This is a genomic window from Janthinobacterium sp. SUN033, assembly GCF_030397595.1.
GTDB classification, from domain to species: domain Bacteria; phylum Pseudomonadota; class Gammaproteobacteria; order Burkholderiales; family Burkholderiaceae_D; genus Janthinobacterium; species Janthinobacterium kumbetense.
Genome location: NZ_JAPQNV010000001.1, coordinates 34,324 through 52,467, shown reverse-complemented (window position 1 = coordinate 52,467; position 18,144 = coordinate 34,324). Strand labels below are relative to the sequence as shown.

General features: G+C 63.4%; 18 protein-coding genes. 5 read left to right on the top strand and 13 right to left on the bottom strand.

From position 1 onward, the window contains the following. Positions 1-109: 109 nt before the first annotated feature. Positions 110-1,168, bottom strand: a complete 1,059-nt coding sequence (locus OX460_RS00260; protein ID WP_289897256.1) for a DUF4105 domain-containing protein — start codon at positions 1,166-1,168, stop codon at positions 110-112. Positions 1,169-1,351: 183 nt separating this feature from the next. Between OX460_RS00260 and OX460_RS00255 the strand changes: the two genes are divergently transcribed. Continuing rightward, a complete protein-coding gene (locus OX460_RS00255) occupies positions 1,352-2,056 on the top strand; it encodes a hypothetical protein (RefSeq protein ID WP_251351606.1) in 705 nt (234 codons plus the stop codon). 2 nt (positions 2,057-2,058) lie between these two features. Here OX460_RS00255 and OX460_RS00250 read toward each other — a convergent pair whose 3' ends face one another. Then, positions 2,059-3,228 carry a mandelate racemase/muconate lactonizing enzyme family protein gene (locus OX460_RS00250; protein ID WP_289897255.1) on the bottom strand — a complete coding sequence of 390 codons (1,170 nt, stop codon included), beginning with the start codon at positions 3,226-3,228 and terminating at the stop codon, positions 2,059-2,061. A 97-nt stretch (positions 3,229-3,325) separates the two neighbouring features. Between OX460_RS00250 and OX460_RS00245 the strand changes: the two genes are divergently transcribed. Both OX460_RS00245 and motA read left to right on the top strand, forming a co-directional pair. Continuing rightward, positions 3,326-4,285 (top strand): LysR family transcriptional regulator, encoded by a 960-nt coding sequence (locus OX460_RS00245; RefSeq protein WP_289897254.1) that lies wholly within the window; start codon positions 3,326-3,328, stop codon positions 4,283-4,285. A 3-nt stretch (positions 4,286-4,288) separates the two neighbouring features. Then, positions 4,289-5,152 carry a flagellar motor stator protein MotA gene (gene motA, locus OX460_RS00240; protein ID WP_077406831.1) on the top strand — a complete coding sequence of 288 codons (864 nt, stop codon included), beginning with the start codon at positions 4,289-4,291 and terminating at the stop codon, positions 5,150-5,152. 22 nt (positions 5,153-5,174) lie between these two features. Here motA and OX460_RS00235 read toward each other — a convergent pair whose 3' ends face one another. The 7 genes from OX460_RS00235 to OX460_RS00205 form a co-directional block, all read right to left on the bottom strand. Further along, on the bottom strand, positions 5,175-5,573 hold the full coding sequence (locus OX460_RS00235; RefSeq protein WP_289897253.1) for a VOC family protein: 399 nt from the start codon (positions 5,571-5,573) through the stop codon (positions 5,175-5,177). A 147-nt stretch (positions 5,574-5,720) separates the two neighbouring features. Beyond that, positions 5,721-7,187, bottom strand: a complete 1,467-nt coding sequence (locus OX460_RS00230) for a PLP-dependent aminotransferase family protein (RefSeq protein WP_289897252.1) — start codon at positions 7,185-7,187, stop codon at positions 5,721-5,723. 10 nt (positions 7,188-7,197) lie between these two features. Continuing rightward, positions 7,198-7,782 (bottom strand): LysE family translocator, encoded by a 585-nt coding sequence (locus OX460_RS00225; RefSeq protein WP_289897251.1) that lies wholly within the window; start codon positions 7,780-7,782, stop codon positions 7,198-7,200. A 176-nt stretch (positions 7,783-7,958) separates the two neighbouring features. Beyond that, complete coding sequence (locus tag OX460_RS00220; protein ID WP_251351612.1) at positions 7,959-8,444, bottom strand: MarR family winged helix-turn-helix transcriptional regulator; 486 nt, start codon at positions 8,442-8,444, stop codon at positions 7,959-7,961. Beyond that, the gene (locus OX460_RS00215; protein ID WP_289897250.1) at positions 8,437-9,768 is read right to left on the bottom strand and encodes a S41 family peptidase; all 1,332 of its coding nucleotides are present in this window, start codon (positions 9,766-9,768) and stop codon (positions 8,437-8,439) included. The genes OX460_RS00220 and OX460_RS00215 overlap by 8 nt, the downstream gene beginning before the upstream one ends. 325 nt (positions 9,769-10,093) lie before the next feature. Beyond that, a complete protein-coding gene (locus OX460_RS00210) occupies positions 10,094-11,911 on the bottom strand; it encodes a DUF4153 domain-containing protein (protein WP_289897249.1) in 1,818 nt (605 codons plus the stop codon). 102 nt (positions 11,912-12,013) lie between these two features. Continuing rightward, complete coding sequence (locus tag OX460_RS00205; RefSeq protein WP_289897248.1) at positions 12,014-12,451, bottom strand: hypothetical protein; 438 nt, start codon at positions 12,449-12,451, stop codon at positions 12,014-12,016. 82 nt (positions 12,452-12,533) lie between these two features. On the opposite strand from OX460_RS00205, the gene OX460_RS00200 reads away from it, so the two are divergent. After that, the gene (locus OX460_RS00200) at positions 12,534-12,923 is read left to right on the top strand and encodes a MerR family transcriptional regulator (protein ID WP_251351616.1); all 390 of its coding nucleotides are present in this window, start codon (positions 12,534-12,536) and stop codon (positions 12,921-12,923) included. Positions 12,924-12,981: 58 nt separating this feature from the next. On the opposite strand, the gene OX460_RS00195 is transcribed toward OX460_RS00200, so the two are convergent. The 3 genes from OX460_RS00195 to OX460_RS00185 form a co-directional block, all read right to left on the bottom strand. Then, the gene (locus OX460_RS00195) at positions 12,982-13,623 is read right to left on the bottom strand and encodes a choice-of-anchor C family protein (protein ID WP_289897247.1); all 642 of its coding nucleotides are present in this window, start codon (positions 13,621-13,623) and stop codon (positions 12,982-12,984) included. A 155-nt stretch (positions 13,624-13,778) separates the two neighbouring features. Beyond that, on the bottom strand, positions 13,779-14,273 hold the full coding sequence (gene rraA, locus OX460_RS00190) for a ribonuclease E activity regulator RraA (RefSeq protein WP_035820358.1): 495 nt from the start codon (positions 14,271-14,273) through the stop codon (positions 13,779-13,781). A 32-nt stretch (positions 14,274-14,305) separates the two neighbouring features. Beyond that, positions 14,306-15,541, bottom strand: a complete 1,236-nt coding sequence (locus OX460_RS00185) for an MFS transporter (protein WP_289897246.1) — start codon at positions 15,539-15,541, stop codon at positions 14,306-14,308. Between the two features lie 100 nt (positions 15,542-15,641). Between OX460_RS00185 and OX460_RS00180 the strand changes: the two genes are divergently transcribed. Further along, positions 15,642-16,442 (top strand): helix-turn-helix transcriptional regulator, encoded by an 801-nt coding sequence (locus OX460_RS00180; RefSeq protein WP_180278731.1) that lies wholly within the window; start codon positions 15,642-15,644, stop codon positions 16,440-16,442. A 112-nt stretch (positions 16,443-16,554) separates the two neighbouring features. Here OX460_RS00180 and fliD read toward each other — a convergent pair whose 3' ends face one another. Continuing rightward, the gene (gene fliD, locus OX460_RS00175) at positions 16,555-17,940 is read right to left on the bottom strand and encodes a flagellar filament capping protein FliD (RefSeq protein ID WP_289897245.1); all 1,386 of its coding nucleotides are present in this window, start codon (positions 17,938-17,940) and stop codon (positions 16,555-16,557) included. Positions 17,941-18,144 lie beyond the last annotated feature (204 nt).

The window sequence follows — 18,144 nt, the reverse complement described above, 5'->3', positions numbered from 1 at the left end:
TCGGCATAGGCGGCCTGCGATGCTCACTGTACTAAAGTACAGTTCCGCTTCTCGACCACCTCTTCCTTCCGCTCGCTACGGTTTGGTTGGACGTTGTGCTGCAAGTTGATTACTGCCTGGGCATTTGCAGCTTCGGGTGGCCCGTTTCATCGTAACCCGGCATGCCGCGGCGGATCGCATGCGAAAAGTCCGCGTCGTCGTTGGCCGCCCGCGCGCGCGCCGTGACGTGGCCGCCATCGCGCAGCTGCTGGAAGGTCTGGCCGGGCACCAGGCCCTTGACGTCGAACAGGTAGCGGTCCAGGTAGCCCGAAGCCATCAGCCGGTAGTCGAGCGGCAGGCCCGGCACGATGCGGCGCACCATCTCGAAGACGATGGTGGTGCAGTTGGCCGTCAGGGTGTTGTAGAACTGCGGCTGGTTCTTCAGCGATTGCGCCTCGTCCAGGTAGGCGAGGAACAGCGAGCGCATGGCCGCCTTGGGCATCATGACGCGGTACAGATGCATGTCTTCGCCCCGCGCATTCGTGCGCACGCGCAGGATGTCGCGCTCGTCGGCGGCGATCAGGCTCATCTCGAAATGCTTGAAAAAGCCGCCGATGGCGGAAAAGCTCTCGCCCTTTTCCTTGCGGATTTCGATGGAAAACGTCAAAAAGCGCCCGTCGGCAAAGCCGAACGAGATCAGGGTGTGCGCGATGTACGGCCCCGTCCAGTACGACAGCGCCGTGTCCACCGTGCGCAGCTCGTCGAGGTCGTAGCTGCGCTGCTCCCACTTGACCGTGTAGTCGTCGTCGCTGCGCCAGTCGAAATTGCGCACATTGTCCAGCGTGACGGTGCTGCCCTTCACCGTGCCCGTGACGTTGCGCGCCACGTCGTCGGCCCACACGCGCTGCTGCTTCGGCGTGATCAGGCTCCACCACAGGAGCAGCAGGAGAAACCCGGCCGCATACGGCAGCAGCACGCGCGCATCGCCGCGCGTCCACCACAGCACCACGCTGGCCACGCCCAGCGCGCCCCACAGCAGCGCGCCGATGGCTTGCGCCGCCGTGCCGCCGGACAACTGGTACCACAGCGCCAGCGCGCCCCACAGTGCGGTCAACAGGAGAATCAGGGAAACGGCCATTTTGCCGATACTGCCCAGCACGGAGCGGGCACGATGTGATAAGAAAGTCATGCCGCAATTATAGGGCCAAGCGCAGGAACAGGTACGTTCAGGCAAGTGCTGCGGCAACAGGCCGCGCCAGCGCAATCATTGCTTGCCTGACAATTTATTTCATGAGAGCATATTGCCAAAATAAAATGTATAGACAAGGCGGCCTGTCACGGCGGCGGCGCCTTGGCTTTCCCAGGAGATACCTTGCAGCCCCCTTCCCTGTACGCCCTTGCCGGCAGCCTCAATTCCCTCTTCATCGTCGTCAGCCTGTACGGGCTGTGGTCGCAGCTGCAAAAAATCTGGCAGCGCAAGCGCGATGCCGGCATCGGCGCCGGCAAGACGACGGACATCCTGTCCATCAACCAGTTCACCGTCAGCTTCCTCGCGTATTGCGCGTTCTTTGTGTACGGCTATTCGATCACGCCGTTCAACCACTACATCGTCTGGCCCCGTTTGATCGCCTCGCTGATCGCGCTGGCCATCCTGTATGAAATCCACCGCGACCGCCGCAGCTTGACATCGCGCAATGCGCTGCTGGCCTGCGCACTGCTGCTGGGCGCGGGCATGGCGGGGCTGGCCTTCGGCCCCACCTTCAGCGATGAAAAGCGCGTGATCTCGCAAGGCCTGCTCGTCGCCGTCACCGTGCTGCTGGCGCAGGGCTACGCGCACCAGATCCGCTTGATCTGGCGCTCGGGCAAGACGGGCGCCGTCTCCCTGAAAATGAGCCAGTTCATCCTGGCGATGGATGCCAGCACCATCTTCTTCGCCTGCGTCATGGGGCTGGAAACGGGCTGGCCCTTGCTGCTGCTGGCCTGCGTCAGCGCCACGACCAAGCTGATCATCATGTGGCTGTTCCGCTGGGAAAAGAGCAGCCCCGCCGCACAGATGAAACGCCAGGCGCCGGCCTGAGCCTATTGCCCGCTCAGCGCGCGCATTTCCGCATACAGGTTCGCCTTGCCCTCGAAGCCGATGCCGACCAGGTCCGGCATGGTGATGTGGCCGTTTTCCACTCTGACGCCGTCGGGGAAGCCGCCGAACGGCTGGAACAGATCGGGATACGATTCATTGCCGCCCAGGCCCAGGCCGGCCGCGATATTCAGGGACATCTGGTGGCCGCCATGCGGAATGCAGCGGCTGCGCGACCAGCCGTGCTGGTGCAGCATGTCCAGGGTGCGCAGGTATTCCACCAGGCCGTAGCTGAGGGCGCAGTCGAACTGCAGCCAGTCGCGGTCGGCGCGCATGCCGCCGTAGCGGATCAGGTTGCGCGCATCCTGCATGGAAAACAGGTTCTCGCCCGTCGCCATCGGCTTGTCGTAATAGCTGCGCAAGGTCGCTTGCAGCTCGAAGTCGAGCGGGTCGCCCGCCTCTTCATACCAGAACAGGTCGTACTGGCGCAGCGCCTTGGCGTAGGCGATCGACGTGTCGAGGTCGAAACGGCCGTTGGCATCCACGCACAGCTTCTGGCCATCCTGCAGCACGTCCATGATGGCGTCGATGCGGCGCAAATCCTCGTCCAGCGAAGCGCCGCCGATCTTCTTCTTGACCACCGTGTAGCCGCGGTCGATATAGCTGCGCATCTCGTCCTGCAGCGCGGACAGGCTCTGGCCCGGGTAGTAATAGCCGCCGGCCGCATACACGAACACTTTTTTGTCCGGCGCGCCCGTGCCGTGGCGCTCGGCCAGCAACTGGAACAGGGGCTTGTTCTCGATCTTCGCCACGGCGTCCCAGATGGCCATGTCGATGGTGCCGATGGCCACCGAGCGCTCGCCGTGGCCGCCCGGCTTTTCATTGGTGTACATGCAATCCCACACCTTGTGCGGGTCGAGTTTGCCGCCGTCATCCGTCACGAGGCTGGCCGGATCGGCGTCGAGGATGCGGGGAATGAAACGCTCGCGCATCAGCATGCCCTGGCCGTAGCGGCCATTCGAATTGAAGCCGTAGCCGACGACGGGCTTGCCGTCGCGCATCACATCCGTGACGACGGCCACCAGGCTCAGCGTCATCTTCGTGAAATCGATGTAGGCGTTGCGGATGGGGGAAGAAATGGGGATGGTCTTTTCGCGGATCTCGACGATTTTCATGCGGGTCTCCTGTGTTTGAATGGTGACGCCAGCTTAACCGCGATACGTAATCGTATAATCGATAGCAATTTAAACCATTCTTCACTTGAAGTTAATAATGAAAATCGACGCCACCACGGAAATGGCCTTCTTTGTGCTGCTGGCCAAGCTGGGCAGCCTGTCGGCCACGGCGCGCGAACTGGGCATCACGCCGCCCGCCGTCAGCAAGCGTCTGCAGCTGATGGAGCAGCGCCTGGGCGTGCGCCTGCTGAACCGCAGCACGCGGCGCATCAGCCTGACGGGAGACGGCGAAAGTTATTTGCAGCAGGCGCGGCAAATCCTCGACGATATCCGCGCCATGGAAGAGTCGCTGGCCAGCGGCAGCGCCGAACCGCGCGGGCTGCTGCGCGTGAATGCCACCTTGGGTTTCGGCCGCACGGTGATCGCGCCCCTGCTGTCGCAATTCGCCCTGCGCCACCCGCAGCTGGAAGTGCAGCTGCAACTGACGGACAGCCCCATCAACCTGGTCGAGCAGGCGTACGACCTGGGCATCCGCTTCGGCGACTTGCCCGACACGCGCTTGTCGGCGCGCAAGATCATGTCGAACCGGCGCTTCCTGTGCGCCTCGCCCGCCTACCTGCAGGCGCACGGCACGCCGCGCACCCCGGACGAGCTGGCGCAGCACCGCTGCATCGTGCACCGGCAGAACGATGACGCCTACGGCATCTGGCGCTTGAGCAAAGGGCGTGCCACGCACACGGTGAAGGTGCGCGGCACGGTGGCCAGCAACGATGGCGACGTGGTGCTGGGCTGGGCCCTGGACGGGCACGGCATCCTGCTGCGCTCGGAATGGGACCTGGCCCGCTACCTCGACAGCGGCCGCCTGCGCGTGGTACTGGACGATTACGCGCTGGCGCCGGCCGACCTGTACGCCTATTATCCGAGCCGCCACCAATTGCCCGCCAAAGTGCGCGCTTTTATCAATTTTCTCATCCAGCAATTGCAGCCGGACGCGGCTACCGCAGGCAAATCGGGTTACACTACAATATTGCGATATGGCAATATTATGAAGGAGTAGGTTTTGCTAGTCATACTCGGATTTCTCGTCGTGCTGTTTTCCGTCTTCGGCGGCTTCGCCATGCAGGGCGGCCATTTGGCGGCCCTGTTCCAGCCGCTGGAACTGCTGATGATCGGCGGCGCGGCGCTGGGCACCTTCTTTGTCGGCAACGACGCCAAGGCCATCCGCGCCACGTTCGCGGCCATCCCCACCCTGTTCCACGGCTCGCAATACACGAAGGCGCGCTATATGGAACTGATGGGGCTGATGTATGAAATCCTCAGCAAGATCCGCAAGGAAGGCTTGATGTCGGTCGAGGACGATATCGACGACCCGTACCGCAGCCCCATTTTCGTGAAATACCCGTACACGCTCGGTGACGAGCACATCCTGGAATTCATTACCGATTATCTGCGCCTGATGGTGTCGGGCAATATGGATGCCTACCAGATCGAAAACCTGATGGATAACGAGATCGAGACGCACCATGAAGATGCGGAAATGCCGATCCAGACGATTTCGCAGCTGGCCGACGCCATGCCCGCCTTCGGCATCGTGGCCGCCGTGATGGGCGTGGTGCACACGATGGCCTCCGTCGGCTTGCCGCCGGCCGAGCTGGGCGTGCTGATCGCGCAGGCGCTGGTGGGCACCTTCATCGGCATCTTGCTGGCCTACGGCTTCATCGCGCCGCTGGCCAGCTTGCTGCGCCGCAAGCACCATGAAACGGCAAAGATGTACCAGTGCGTGAAAGTGACCCTGCTGGCCAGCCTGAACGGCTACGCGCCGGCGCTGGCCGTGGAATTTGGCCGCAAGGTCATTTCCGCCACGGAACGCCCGTCGTTCAGCGAACTGGAAAACCACGTGCGCCAGGTGCGTACGAAAAACTGATCCGGCCTGTTCACCTCAGGCGTCAAGCTTCCGGCGCCGTCCAGACCAGGTTCCACAGGTGGCCATCGATATCCTCGAAGCCCTGGTCATACATGAAGCCATGGTCTTCGGGCGGATGCGGTATGCGGCCACCGGCGGCCTTGGCCCTGGCGATCAGGCTGTCCACCTCTTCCCGGCTTTCGCAACTGAGGCAAATGACCACTTCATTGGCCTCTTTTGCCTTCGCCACCGGCTTGCCGATCAGGGACTGGAAGAAGGCTTCGGTCGTCAGCATGGCCTGGATGGTGTCGTCGACGATGTTCATGAAGGCCGCGTTCTCGCCGCTGAAGCGGGAATTGAAGGTAAAGCCGATGGCGGAAAAGAAGGCCCTGGATTTCTCCAGGTCCTTCACGGGCAGGTTGAGGATGATCTGTTTGTTCATGGCGCTTCCTTGTTTCCCTGGTGAAAGTGGAATGGGCAACCGGTGCGCCGTCCCGGCGACGGGTGGCGGCACACCAAATTGACACGCTGGCGAAAAAAGAACCCCTCCAGAATATCAACAAATGACAAGGAAAGGCGCGGACCATGCTCAGGACTTGCCGCCGAGGCTGGCGGCGCCGCTGGCGCGGGCCAGGCTTGAGCGTGCGCCAGCCACCGCGCGCAGGCGCTCTTCAAGGTAGGCGCTCACGCGGGGATGCTGGCTGAAGGCGACGTTGAAGCGGATGTGCTGGTCGGGCGTGTCGTTGGCCGAGAACGCGGCGCCGCGCATCAGCAGGATCTTGTTGCGGTAGGCGTCCTGTACCAGCAAGTCCACGTCCAGACCTTCGGGCATGCTGCCCCACAGGAAAATGCCGGCGTCGCCGGGCTGCTCGAACAGCACGCCGGCCGCGCTCAATTGCCGCGTGCTGGCGTTGCGCGCCACCATGATCTTGCGTTGCAGCCGCTCCAGGTGCTTGCGCAGGTTGCCGGCCTTGAGCACTTCCAGCAAAACGTATTCGTTCAGCGCAGGCAAAGTCATGATGGCGTGGATCTTGGTGCGCATCAGCAGCTTGAGCAGGGCGGGCGCCGCGGCCAGGTAGCCCATGCGCAGGGCCGGGCTCAGCGCCTTGCACAGGCTGGAGTAGTAGATCACGCCGTCCAGCCCGGACAGCGATGCCAGCCGCGTGCTGTGGCCCGGCTGGAAATGGCCATGCACGTCGTCTTCGGCGATCAGGAAGCTATGCTGCTGCGCCATGATCAGCACCTTGTGCAGGTTGGCGGCGCTGCTGCTCCACCCGGTGGGGTTGTGCAAGGCCGTCTGCACGAACAGCAGGCGCGGACGGTGCGCGCGGCAGGCCGCTTCCAGTTCGTCCAGGTCGAGGCCATCGGGGCGGCGCTTGATGGGCACCAGGCGCACGCCATCCTGGCGCAGCCTGCCGAACATCAGGAAATATCCGGGGTCTTCCACCAGCACCGTATCGCCGGGCTGCAGAAACGTGCGGCAGATCAGATCGATTGCATGGGTGCCGCCGAACGTGGTGAGGATGTGGCTGGCGTCCGCGGCGACGCCGATGCCGCGCAACAGCAGCGCGATCTGCTCGCGCAGCTCGGCCAGCCCTTGCGGCGGACAGCGCGAGGCCATGCCGGCCGCGCTGCGCGCCAGGCCGCGCTGCACGGCGGCCGCCGGCAGCGCATCCTGCAGCCAGGTGGGCGGCAAGGCGCCGCTGCTGGCCAATATCACGCCCGGCCGCTGGTCGTTCACTTGCTGGCTCAGCCACACCGGCTCCTGCTCCTGGCCCGCTTCCAGCGCCACCTCGTCGGGAATGGCGCTGCCGGCGTCAGCTGGCGTGCAGACGAAGAAGCCCGTCGTGCCGTGCGTATCGATGATGCCTGCGGCCACCAGCCTGTCATACGCCACCACCACGGTGTTGGTGCTCACCGCGAGCTGCGTGGCAAGCTGGCGGATCGACGGCAGCCTGGTCCCGCCGGGCAGGACGCGTTGCGCGATCTGCTGGCGCAATGCGGCCTCGATCTGCTGGAACAGGGCGATGGGCGAGGAGCGGTCGATGGCGAACATGGATGGCAGTCTAGCGCAAAAACAGCACGGCGAGGACCAGCAGGACGGCCCCCATCGCCAGATTGAAGATGCGCTGGTTGCGGGGCGCCTTCAGCACGCTGCGGATCGAGACGCCGAACAGCGCCCACATGGCGTTGCACGGCGTGCCCACCACGGTGCCGGTCACGGACACCAGCAGCGCACTGGCGAGCATGTTGCCCTGCGCAGGCATGAAGACGGACGCCATGGTGACCGCCTTGAGCCAGCTCTTGGGGTTCAGCGCCTGAAACAGCGCCGCCTGCGCAAACGACACGGCCTTTGGCGCGCCGCTCCCCGCCACCGAGGCGCCGGCCAGCTTCCAGGCCAGGAATATCAGGTACAGCGCGCCCGCGATCCGCAGCACCTGCTGCGCCATCGGGTACGCGACGAACACGCTGCCCAGCCCCACGCACATGAGCACGGTTTGCACGAAGATGCCGGCCTGGATGCCGAGGATCACCGGCAGCGCGCCGCGATAGCCGAAATTGGCGCCGGTGGTGGCCAGCATGACGTTATTCGGCCCGGGCGTGGCGGACATCACGAAGCAATAGCTCATCAGGGGCAGGAGTTCGGTCATGGCAGGCAGTCGCAGCGTGGAGAAGGCCCCAGTCTAGAAGCGCGGCACGCCAGGGACAAGGCACAAGGCGACGCATACAAGCACATGCTGTATCAGTCGAACGACTGCTACAGCGGCCCCCGCCCGGACAAGCATGCGGAAAGCTCTGCTCGCGGCCTGAAGCGGAACCGTCTGCGTCAGCCCGGGGAATCGATGCGTTTGTCCAGCGGCTTCGCGTGGAGGGCATCGGCGGCCCGATCCACGAATTGCCTCACGTCCCCCACCTCGGCAAACAAGCCGGCATAGGCCGCCCGTATCAGCACCGTGCACTGCCCGAATTTCGCCAGCTGCGACAAACCCTCATCAGTGGGCATGAATATCCGTCGCCGGGCATCATTGTCATCGTTCCGATGCTGTATCAGGCCCAGGCGGAGCAGCTTGGGTATCTTTTGCATGACCAGCTGGTGCGAATGTCCGAGTTCGCGCGCCAGGTCCGAGGCGGAGGCCGTGCCGAGCGTCGCCAGAACAGTCATCAGCGAACACGAACGCACCGGGATGACGATCCCCATCGTGTCGAAGACGCTCTTGGATTGCTCAGCGATCAGGACGCTCAGCCGTTCGACGGCGCGGCCGAGAAACACGGCGTCATCGATCGCGGCCGGGTGAGGTGTCTTCTCAGTCAAGGCGCTTGTACCTCTGGATGCTGCCGTCCTGGTTCACGCGTTCCAGCGCCGTCACTTTCCCACGCGAAACATTCAAGCGGTATCGAAAATCCGACACGCCTTCCACCGCAAACAGCTCGGGACCGATCGGCTCCAGCGCGACCCGAAACCGGTCGCGCCAGATAATGTAGAGCCTGCCCTTGTCCAGGACAATCTGGCGGCCTTCATATTTTCCGGCGGCTTGCGTCAACAGCCCGGCATCGACATGCGGGCGCTCGATCGCTGCCGTCAAGCTGGGGAGCAGCCAGGCAAGTTCGGTTCGCCTGGCGTCATCGGTCTTCGCCAGATGTTCAAGCGCCAGCTTGTGCGCCAGAGGCAACGCGCGGATGGACGGGCTTGGAATATCGGGTTGCACGCCGGTTCCTTCGAAATCGCCATGCTCCACGGGATCCTGGATCTGGCCGATCGGCACTTGCACGAAAAAATCGTCGTTGAGCGGCTTGCGCGCCACCGGATGCGCACCGCCGGCGGTGCGCTCCCCGATCAGTGTCGCTCGTCCGAGCTTTTTCATTGCATAGGAAAACCATTCTGCGGAGGAAAAAGACGTGGAGCCGGTCAGGATATAGACGGGCTTGTCCACCATGCGCTTGCCCGGCAAGCCCGGCAACACCCATTGCCCGCGCTGGATACGCTTGCCATCCTCATTATAGTAATAGTCGAAGAGCAGCTGGTCTTTCTCGCTGGAGAAGAAATAGCTCGCCAGAAACTGCGCCATTTCCAGATGCCCGCCATTGTTATAGCGCAAATCGATGATGAGGGCGTCCGTATTGCCGACGAAGCGCATAACGGACGCCGCCGTATCATGGGCAAGTTCCGGATCGGCAAAATAGCTGAAGCGTAGATAACCGATATTTCCCTTCAGGCGAGCGACCTCGTCGAAACCGAAATTGGTCTCTTCCAGCCTGCTCAATTCTTCTTTGCGTATCTTGGCCTTGAGCGTCGGGTTGGCCTTTGCCTTGAATTCCGCTATCCATGCTGGGTCGGCGCCCACGAAGAAATGCAGGTCGCCGCTGACTTTGACGAGGTCGTCCGTCAGCTTGCCCGCAAACTCTGCCTGCGTCGTCGCCGAGTCATAATCGCCCTTGGTCAGATGCTCCTGAAGCACCGGCGCAATTTTTCTTGCGATGTCCGGAAACGCGTAGTTTGCATTCAAGGTGCTATTGAGGGAGGCGATGATCTCGCTCTTTTCATTGCGCGAAAGGCCAGGCTCCCCGGCAAAAGCGCCCGGTGCGCACAGGATGGACAGCGCCGACAGCGCTTGAAGCAGACATAAGTGATAACGCATTCTGATGTTCCCCCCTCGGTGAAATTCAATCATACAATATATTGCGCAACATATTGTAGAAAAATCAAATCACCTCGGTGAGGAAAATAAACAACCTCCGCTTCCGTCCGATCTGTTCTCGCCAGAAGGGTGCTTCGGCCAGCGCTGTCAGATTCAACGCTTCAGTGGCAGCCTCCGGCCGGCCATCGTCATTCGCAGCTTCCGCCGATACGGGACCGTCGCAATGATTCAGTGCACGACCTTGCTGCCTTCAGGGCACGCTGGCGGTTCCATCCCGCGCTGCATGCCCCGCTGCAAGCCCCGCTGCGCGCCCTCCTCCTGCCATTTACGGCGTCGGCGCCGTTTCATCCGGGCAGCTGACCTCGTCCTCCGGTGTATACAAGGTCACCGGCACGCGCTGGCCGTCCACTTCCAGCTCGCGTACCTTCGGCGGCACCAGCTGGAACTGGCCCGCTTGCAGCTTCTCGCGCAGGGGCTTGCAGCGCAGGGCATCGGTGGGGATTTGCCCGCGCGCCGTCCAGCTGCCGTCTTCTTTTTCCGCCAGCAACACCGACGAGGCGCGCGGATCATTGCTGATCAGCAACACGTCCTGCTTGCCATCGCCATCGAAATCCAGCAGGTAGGCGTCGCACTGCGGCCCTGCCCGCTTCAAGCAGGCGGGCAGGCGCCAGGCCGGGCCCACTTGCGTCCAGTCCTGGCGCAGGAAACTGTCCGGCAGCTTCGCCGTCGCCGGACGCAGGGTCAGGTTGATCGACACGTCGCTCAGCGCGCCCGTCTCGTCGAGGCGGTTCTGGCGCTTGAGCATGGCGTCGGCGCGCGCCCGCACGATGGCCGCATCCGGGCCCGTCGTGCGTTTCGTCAATTCCTGCAGGGCCGCCTGGCCATAGCGGGCACCCTGGAAGCGCAGGTATTCGAAATCGAACTTGTCCACGCCCACCTTGCCGCTGTCCAGGCGCGCCATCTGGCTGGCCACGGAAATGCGCGCCGGGTCCGCCAGCGGCGAAAACAGGGCGAACAGCACCAGCAGGGTCACAAAGGCGGTGGCCACGTTGACGTTGGCGATCAGGTGCAGCCAGTCGCCATACTTGCTGGCCGCCCAGGCATAGCCGGCCGCGTAGCAGGTGGCGACCAGCAGGCAGGCGGCCGCGATCAGGCGGTCGGACGTCCAGCCGTGCGACATCACGCGCAAGGTCAGCGCATAGATGGCGATGCCCACCACCCACGGCAGCAGCAGGCAAGCCAGGCGCGTGCCCAGGCGGATGCCGCGCGCCACGCCATGGCCCACTTCGCCATTCTGGAAGGCGGCATTGATCAGCACCACCAGCACGCCGGCCATGCCCAGCAGCACGGACGCCGCATGGCGCGTGGCCCACAGGCGCTCGAAGCCGATGAAAGGCAAGGTCAGCAGGAAACCGGAGACGAGCACGGCGGCGATCGGCATCAGCCACGACAGCAGCACCAGCAACAAGGTGCGGATGCCGCGCACGATGGATGGGCGCACGTCCGTGATATGGATGGCAAATGAAAACGCGAAGCAGATGACGGGGATCACGAACCAGGCCTGGCCCAACAGTTTTTTCAGGAAACTCAGCTTGATGAGCAGGAACAGCTGCCCGCCCAGCCACAGCACCAGCCACAGGCCCAGCACGAACAGCAGGGAAAACAGCAGCTGGATACCCAGCTTCCAGGCGATTTCAAAGTAGGTCGGGTAGCGGGCGATGCGCTGGCCATCCTGGGCGCTGGCCAGCACCAGCGCGTGGGCGATATAAAACCCCACCACGCAAAAACCGAACAGCTGGGCCGAAATCACGCGCAGCGGCGCACCCGGCTTGTAGTTGCCCCAAATCACATGCTCGGCGCCGCGCGCCACGTCGTGCCAGGCCAGCACGGCCAGCACGACGGCCGCGCCGGCCATCCACAGGGCGATGCGCTTGAGCGACATGTGACCCAGGCTGGACACCAGCAGGATGGGCAACAGCAAGCTGATCAGCATCAACGGGCCCAGCAGGTAGGCTTCCGTGGCGGGCCACACCTTGTCTTGCGCCGTGCTGTACAGCCAATACAGCAGCAAGCCTTGCAGCAGGCCCGTCACCAGGCGCGTCACCGCGATGCGCGGCGCCACCACCGGATCGAGTAGCGCCATGTTTTTTCCTGCGGCATCCTGCTGCATAGTCATTCCCTTAATAGTCGTTCATTGCAGTCATTGTTGCACTGCGAGCACGGCCATTATTGCATTTCGTTATCGTCATCTCAACAGCGATTCGCGCGCGCGCCCTTCCCGCCCACCCTCGCTGCGGCGCACCGGCAAGCTTTGCGCGAGACCCCAGGCCAGCTCCGGCACGAGGAACAGCCACAGCAAGGGCTGGCCCGTCATGAGCAAGGCCCACGCCATCCAGGTGGAAAACAGGTAGCGGGCCACGGCGTCGTAGCGGCCGAAGCGCGGCTGCGGATCGAGCATGCGCAGCACGGACCAGACCATCACCACGCTGCCCAGCAAGCTGCTGATGAGCAAATGCAAGGGTTCGAACACTGGCAGTGGCGCGCCGCCCAGGGCCAGGTTGATGGCGTTCAAGTGCTCGCGCAGCAGCAAAAACGTCCACGGCGTGGTAAACGGGGCAATCATGAGCACATCGTAAATGGCGCTGGCGCGCACCACGCGGCGGAAGGCGGAAACGGACAACATGGCAACTCCTGTGTATGGAAAGCATCCATTCTCAAGGCTGGAGTACACTCCATGGTCAAGCATTTTATGAAGGAATATTTCCATGCAAATCGGCGAGATGGCGCAGGCGACGGGCTTGAGCCGCGATACCCTGCGCTTCTATGAAAAACGGGGCTTGCTGCGCGCGCGGCGCGGCGCGAATGGCTACCGCGACTATCCGCCCGAAGCGGCGGACTGGCTGCGCTACCTGCGCACGGCGCAGCAGCTGGGTTTTACCCTGGCGGAAATCGAGGCCGACATGCCGCTGCTGGCCGGCGCAGGCGATCCGGCCATGGCGGAACTGCTGCGCGCGGCGCTGGCGCGCAAGCTGGCCGACATCGATGCGCGCATCGCCGGCTTGACGCAGTTGCGCGGCGAACTGGCGCGGCGGATGGAGCCGCAGGCGGCCGCCTGTCCATTGCGGGGAGATGCCGATGCAGCACCAGCTCCCTGAAAAACAAAAACCGCCTGGGCATGGCCGCAGGCGGTTTTGACGTGGCGCAAGGCTGGAATTACTTGGCGGCCTTGCGGCGGCGCAGGAAACCCATCAGGCCCAGGCCGGCCAGCAGCATGGCGTAGGTTTCCGGTTCCGGCACGGCGGCCATCACGGAAACGTTATCGATCACGGCGCCCGAGTAATTGTCGAACGGCGTGCCGGCCTTGGCGGCGCTGGCAAACGACAGGGTCGCCAGGCCGGTGGTGGCCGCCGTGAAACTCAGGGTATTGCTGTACAAGGTGTTCGAGGCCGCGGCCGTCGAGTAGAAATCCCCCACCACGCCACCGAAATTGACGCTCACGCCCTGGCCTGCAGGGCCGCCGGAATTGCGCGCCATGTCAAAGGTCAGGCTGTACGTCTGGCCGGCAACGACGCTGAAATTTTGCGACAGGAAACCCGGACCTGGCGTACCCAGCAAATCGACGCTGTAGCCGTTGATGGCGTTATACGCATTGCGGATCAGGTCGACGGAACTGGCGCCCACGGTCCAGCCCGTGATGGCCGACGAACCGCTGTTGACGACTTTAAAGCCGCTGTCGAAGGTATAGCCGGAAGCAACTGTTTCAAAATTGCCATTCGTGATCAGGTTGACGGGGCTGGCACTGGCGGTGCCGGCAGCAAACAGGGCGACAACGGCTGCGATGGTGGCGATTTTCATGAGTTGATTTCCTTGCCTTATTGGCATTAAAGTTACCTTAAGTGAAATCATATCGCAGCCAGGATGAAAATCCAAGAACTTTGCAAAAATATATTAAATGTGAGCAATTTGCAACGTCTTCAGGCGCCCTCGCCCTTCCTCCGGAGAGCGACAGCTCAATCAAGCTCTTGCCGCGCCACCAGGATGCCATCCGCATCGGCATAGATCCAGTCGCCCGGATGCACGGCCACGCCGCTGATCTGCACGCGCACGTCGCGCTGGCCGGCGCCCGTCTTGTTGCTCTTGCGCGGATGCGTGGCCAGGGCGCGCACGCCGATCTGGCAGACATTGATTTCCTCGCTGTCGCGGATGCACCCATCGACGACGATGCCGGCCCAGCCGTTGCTTTCGGCCAGCACGCCCAGCTGGCCGCCCACCAGCGCGCGGCGCAGGCTGCCGCCGCCATCGATCACCAGCACATGGCCCTGGCCCGGCGTTTCCAGGGTGCTGCGCACGAGGGCGTTGTCTTCGAACACGTGCAAGGTGGTGGCGGGGCCGCTGAAGCGCACGCGCTGGCCGAAGGCGCGGTACACGGGCGGCAGCACGGCCAGGGTGCCATCGTCCAGCATGGCTGCATAGTCGTCGCACAGGTCGGTGGTGGCAAAGGTCATGGGGATTCCTTTCGTGGCAGATGGCAACGATTCTATGCCTTTTGCAGCGCCGCGGCACGTGTTTTGCCGCCCACGCCCACGGCCGTGGCGATCGCCAGCGCCTGGAACAGGCCGATGAAGACGAACAGCATGGCCGGATGGTCGCCATCCATCAGCGCGCCAAAGAACAGAGGGCCCACGGCCAGGCCGCTGTCGAGGCCCGAATACACGACGCCGTACACGCGCCCGGTGGCATTCTTCGGCGCCGCCGCGCGTATCATCAGGTCGCGCGACGGCCCCGCCACGCCCGACATCAGGCCGATGGCGCCCATCAGCACCACCGCGCCCCAGGCCGGCACGACGGCCATGCCCAGCAGCACGGCCAGCAGCGCGGCGGCGGCAAAGGCGATCGCCACGTTGCGGTCCGGCTGCTTGCTGCGCGCGCCCACCACGCCGCCGGCCAGCATGCCCACGGCCGAGGCCAGCATATAGGCCGTGTAGGCGCTCGTGGCCAGCGCCAGGCTCATGCCGTACAGCTTGACGAGGGCCACGCTGGCAAAGCTCTGGATGCCGCCCAGGGCGATGGCGGTAATGAAGAAGAAGGCAAAGCACATCCACACGGCAGGCAGGCGCAGGAAGTCCAGCGTGCCTTCACCGCCGGCGGCCTGGCCCGGCGCGGCCTGTTTCACGGGTTCGGGGCGGATGGCGTGGCGGTTCAGGAACAGGATCAGCAGCACGCCGAACGGCAGCACGGCCGCGCATTGCAAGGCCACCCGCCAGTCGTAGTTGGTGGCGACATACGTCATGAACAGGGGCGCCAGGGCCCAGCCGATGTTGCCGCTGATGCCATGCACGGAAAAGCCGTACGCCACGCGGGCCGCCGACACGCGCTGGTTTAGGATCGTGTAGTCGGCCGGATGGAACACGCTGTTGCCCATGCCGGCCAGCATGGCGCCCAGCATCAGCGCCGCATAGCTGTGGGCGGTGGACAGGGCCAGCGCCGACACGCCCAGCAAGAAAATGCCGGAAAACAGCACGGCACGCGCGCCGAAGCGGTCGACGACGAAGCCGGCCAGCGCCTGCCCCACGCCCGAGATGATGAAGAATACCGTCATCAGCAAGCCCAGTTCCGCATACGACAGGTCGAAGGCGGGTTTCAGCCAGACGAACAGGGCCGCGAGGATCAGGTGATAAAAGTGCGACACGCCATGCGCCAGCCCCACCAGGGCGATGACGCGCGCATCGCCGCGCAAGGTGGGAAGTCCGGATGCCGAGTTAGTTGTTATCATGTCATACCCTGTCTTATACTGGTGAAGCTCAAGTGTATGCAAAATACCATCGTCTGTTTTCCGACAGAACGACATAATTTATCGAATTAAGGCCAAGCTGATGGGTGTACCTATCCTCCACCATACCCGCATGTGTCCGCCACGGGAAGCGCCCAGCGCCACCATTCCCGTGACCATGATCGCGCGCGACCTGCAACCCGATGAATTCTTATTGCCGCACAGCCACCCCTGGGGCCAGGTCACGATGGCGCTCGAAGGCGTGCTGCGCATCACCGCCAACAACAGCAGCTGGGTGCTGCCGCCCATGCGCGCCATCTGGATCGCGCCCAACGTGGAGCATGCCGTCACGATACTGGAAAAAACCCGCTTGCGCCCCCTGTGCATCCATGCCGCGCGCGCGCCCTTTGCGGGCCACGATTGCAAGGTGCTGGAAGTATCGAATTTGCTGCGCCAGCTGATCATGGCGCTGGAACAGCTGGATCCGGGGCAGGAACCGGCGCGCGAGGCGCTGCTGGCCGAACTGATCCTCGATGAATTGAAACGCTCGGCCACGCGCCCCATCCGCGTGCCCTTGCCTGGCGACAAGCGCCTGAAAAGCCTGTGCGACAGCCTGATCGAGAAACCGGGCTTGAACCAGACGCTGGAACACTGGGCGCAGCAGGTCGGCGCCTCGGAGCGTACTCTGGCGCGGCTGTTTGAACGGGAATTGGGCATGAGTTTTGGCCAGTGGCGCCAGCAAGTGCGCCTGGCGCACGCGGCGCCCCTGATCGCGCGCGGCGTGCCGCTGTCGCAAGTGGCCGAAGAACTGGGCTACGCCAGCCAGTCGGCCTTTTCCGCCATGTTCAAGAAGACTTTCGGCAGTTCGCCGTCAGCCTTCTTTGCCCAGGGCGACAGAATCTAGCCAACTGGAAAGCGCGCCGATACAGCGCTCAGGGCAAGGCGCAGCGCCGCAGGCAGTACGCTGGTACGGCAAGGCGATGCAACGCCGCCATGGGCGCTTTAACGGTGCGCTCTCAAGCCATGAAGTCGAACAGGGAATTCTTGCCCGTATAACCCGGCAAAGCCGAGTTCGTTCCCATCTGTTCCTGGGCCGAATACGCTTTCACCAGCGCCTGCGCCTGGGCCGTCAGCGCCTTGGCCAGCACGGCTTTCTTGTTGGTGAGCGTCGTGATGTCCTTGCCGACCGTCTGCACTTCCTTGCGGATGATGCTCGTTTCGCCCGTCAACTCGCCGATCTTGGTGGCGAACTGGTCCGCCACACCCTTGCCGTTATTGGTGAACATCTTGCTGACGGCGTCCGGATCGGCCGCGATGGCGGCCTTGAGCTTTTTATCGTCAAGCACCAGCTCGCCGCTCTTGCCCAGGGTCACGCCGGCGCTGCCCAGCACCGACGATGGCACGCCCGTGCTGGCCGTGCGCAGCACTTGTTCCATCTGCGAGCGCACTTGCCCCAGGGCCGTGTCGGACTTCAAGTCGCCCTGCTGCAGGCTCTGCAGCTTGCTGTTGAGTTCATTGTAGGCCGTGACGAAACTGGCCACGTTGCTGGCGATCTGGCTGCTGTCCTTGGCGATGACGAGGTCGGTCGTGCCTTTTTTCTTCAATTCGATGGTGGCGCCCTCGACGGCCGTCGTCAGGGTATTCGTGGCGCTCTTGATTTCCTTGCCGTCAACGGTCAGCAGCGCATCCTGCGCGGCAGCCGTTTGCTGCATGCCCTTGCCGGCGCCGGGAGCATAGCTGAGCAGATTGCTGACGGCCGCGTCGCCGGACACGCTGATGCGCATGCTGCTGTCGGCGCCGCTCTTGCCATTGATGGCCAGCGAATAGCCATCGGGGCCTTTGACCACGCTGGCGTCGACGCCCTGCTGCTTGAGCGCGGCGGCGATGCCGTCGAGGCTATTGTTGCTGCTGTCGATGGTCACCGCAATGATCTTGCCGCTGCCGGGCGTAAATTGCTTGCCGTCGGCCGACCCCACTTCGATCTTGACCAGCGCGGGCGCACCCGTGCCGATGGCCGCGCTCGATGATTTCTGCGCGCCGCTGAGCAAGGTCTGTCCCTGCGCCAGTTGCTTGACGTTCATTTCATGGTTGCCGCTGACCGCCTTGTCGGTGGTGGTGGCGCTCAGCACATCCTTGCTGCTGGACGTGGCCGACGTGGCCAGGCCGCTGCCGGCCATGTTCTTGGCCACGGTCTGGAATTTCGCCAGCGCCGATTGCAGCTGGCCCAGGCCGGAGAATTTGGCCTGGTCGCGCGCCAGGCTGGCGTTGAGCTTGACGACGCCCGTGTTTTGCGACTGCATCTGGCGCTCTACCTTCGCATACACATCGGCCGAGATATTGCCCTGCGTCGTCTGCTGCGTGTTGTTGGTGTAGGCCCTGCTGTTGATGGTCGAATTAAACATGGTAGGCGTTCCCGTCGGGTGTAAGGTCATGGCACACGGTTCAGGTCGTGACCGTGCTGCGCTGGAAACGGACGGCAGGCGCGCGTGGCGCGGCAAGGTCCCTCTTCTGGTTGATAATTATGCAGTATTACCGGAATATCAAAACAGCGAACAGAACAGGTTTTTCCTGACTGCAAACCCATATGCACCATTTTAGCGCATTTC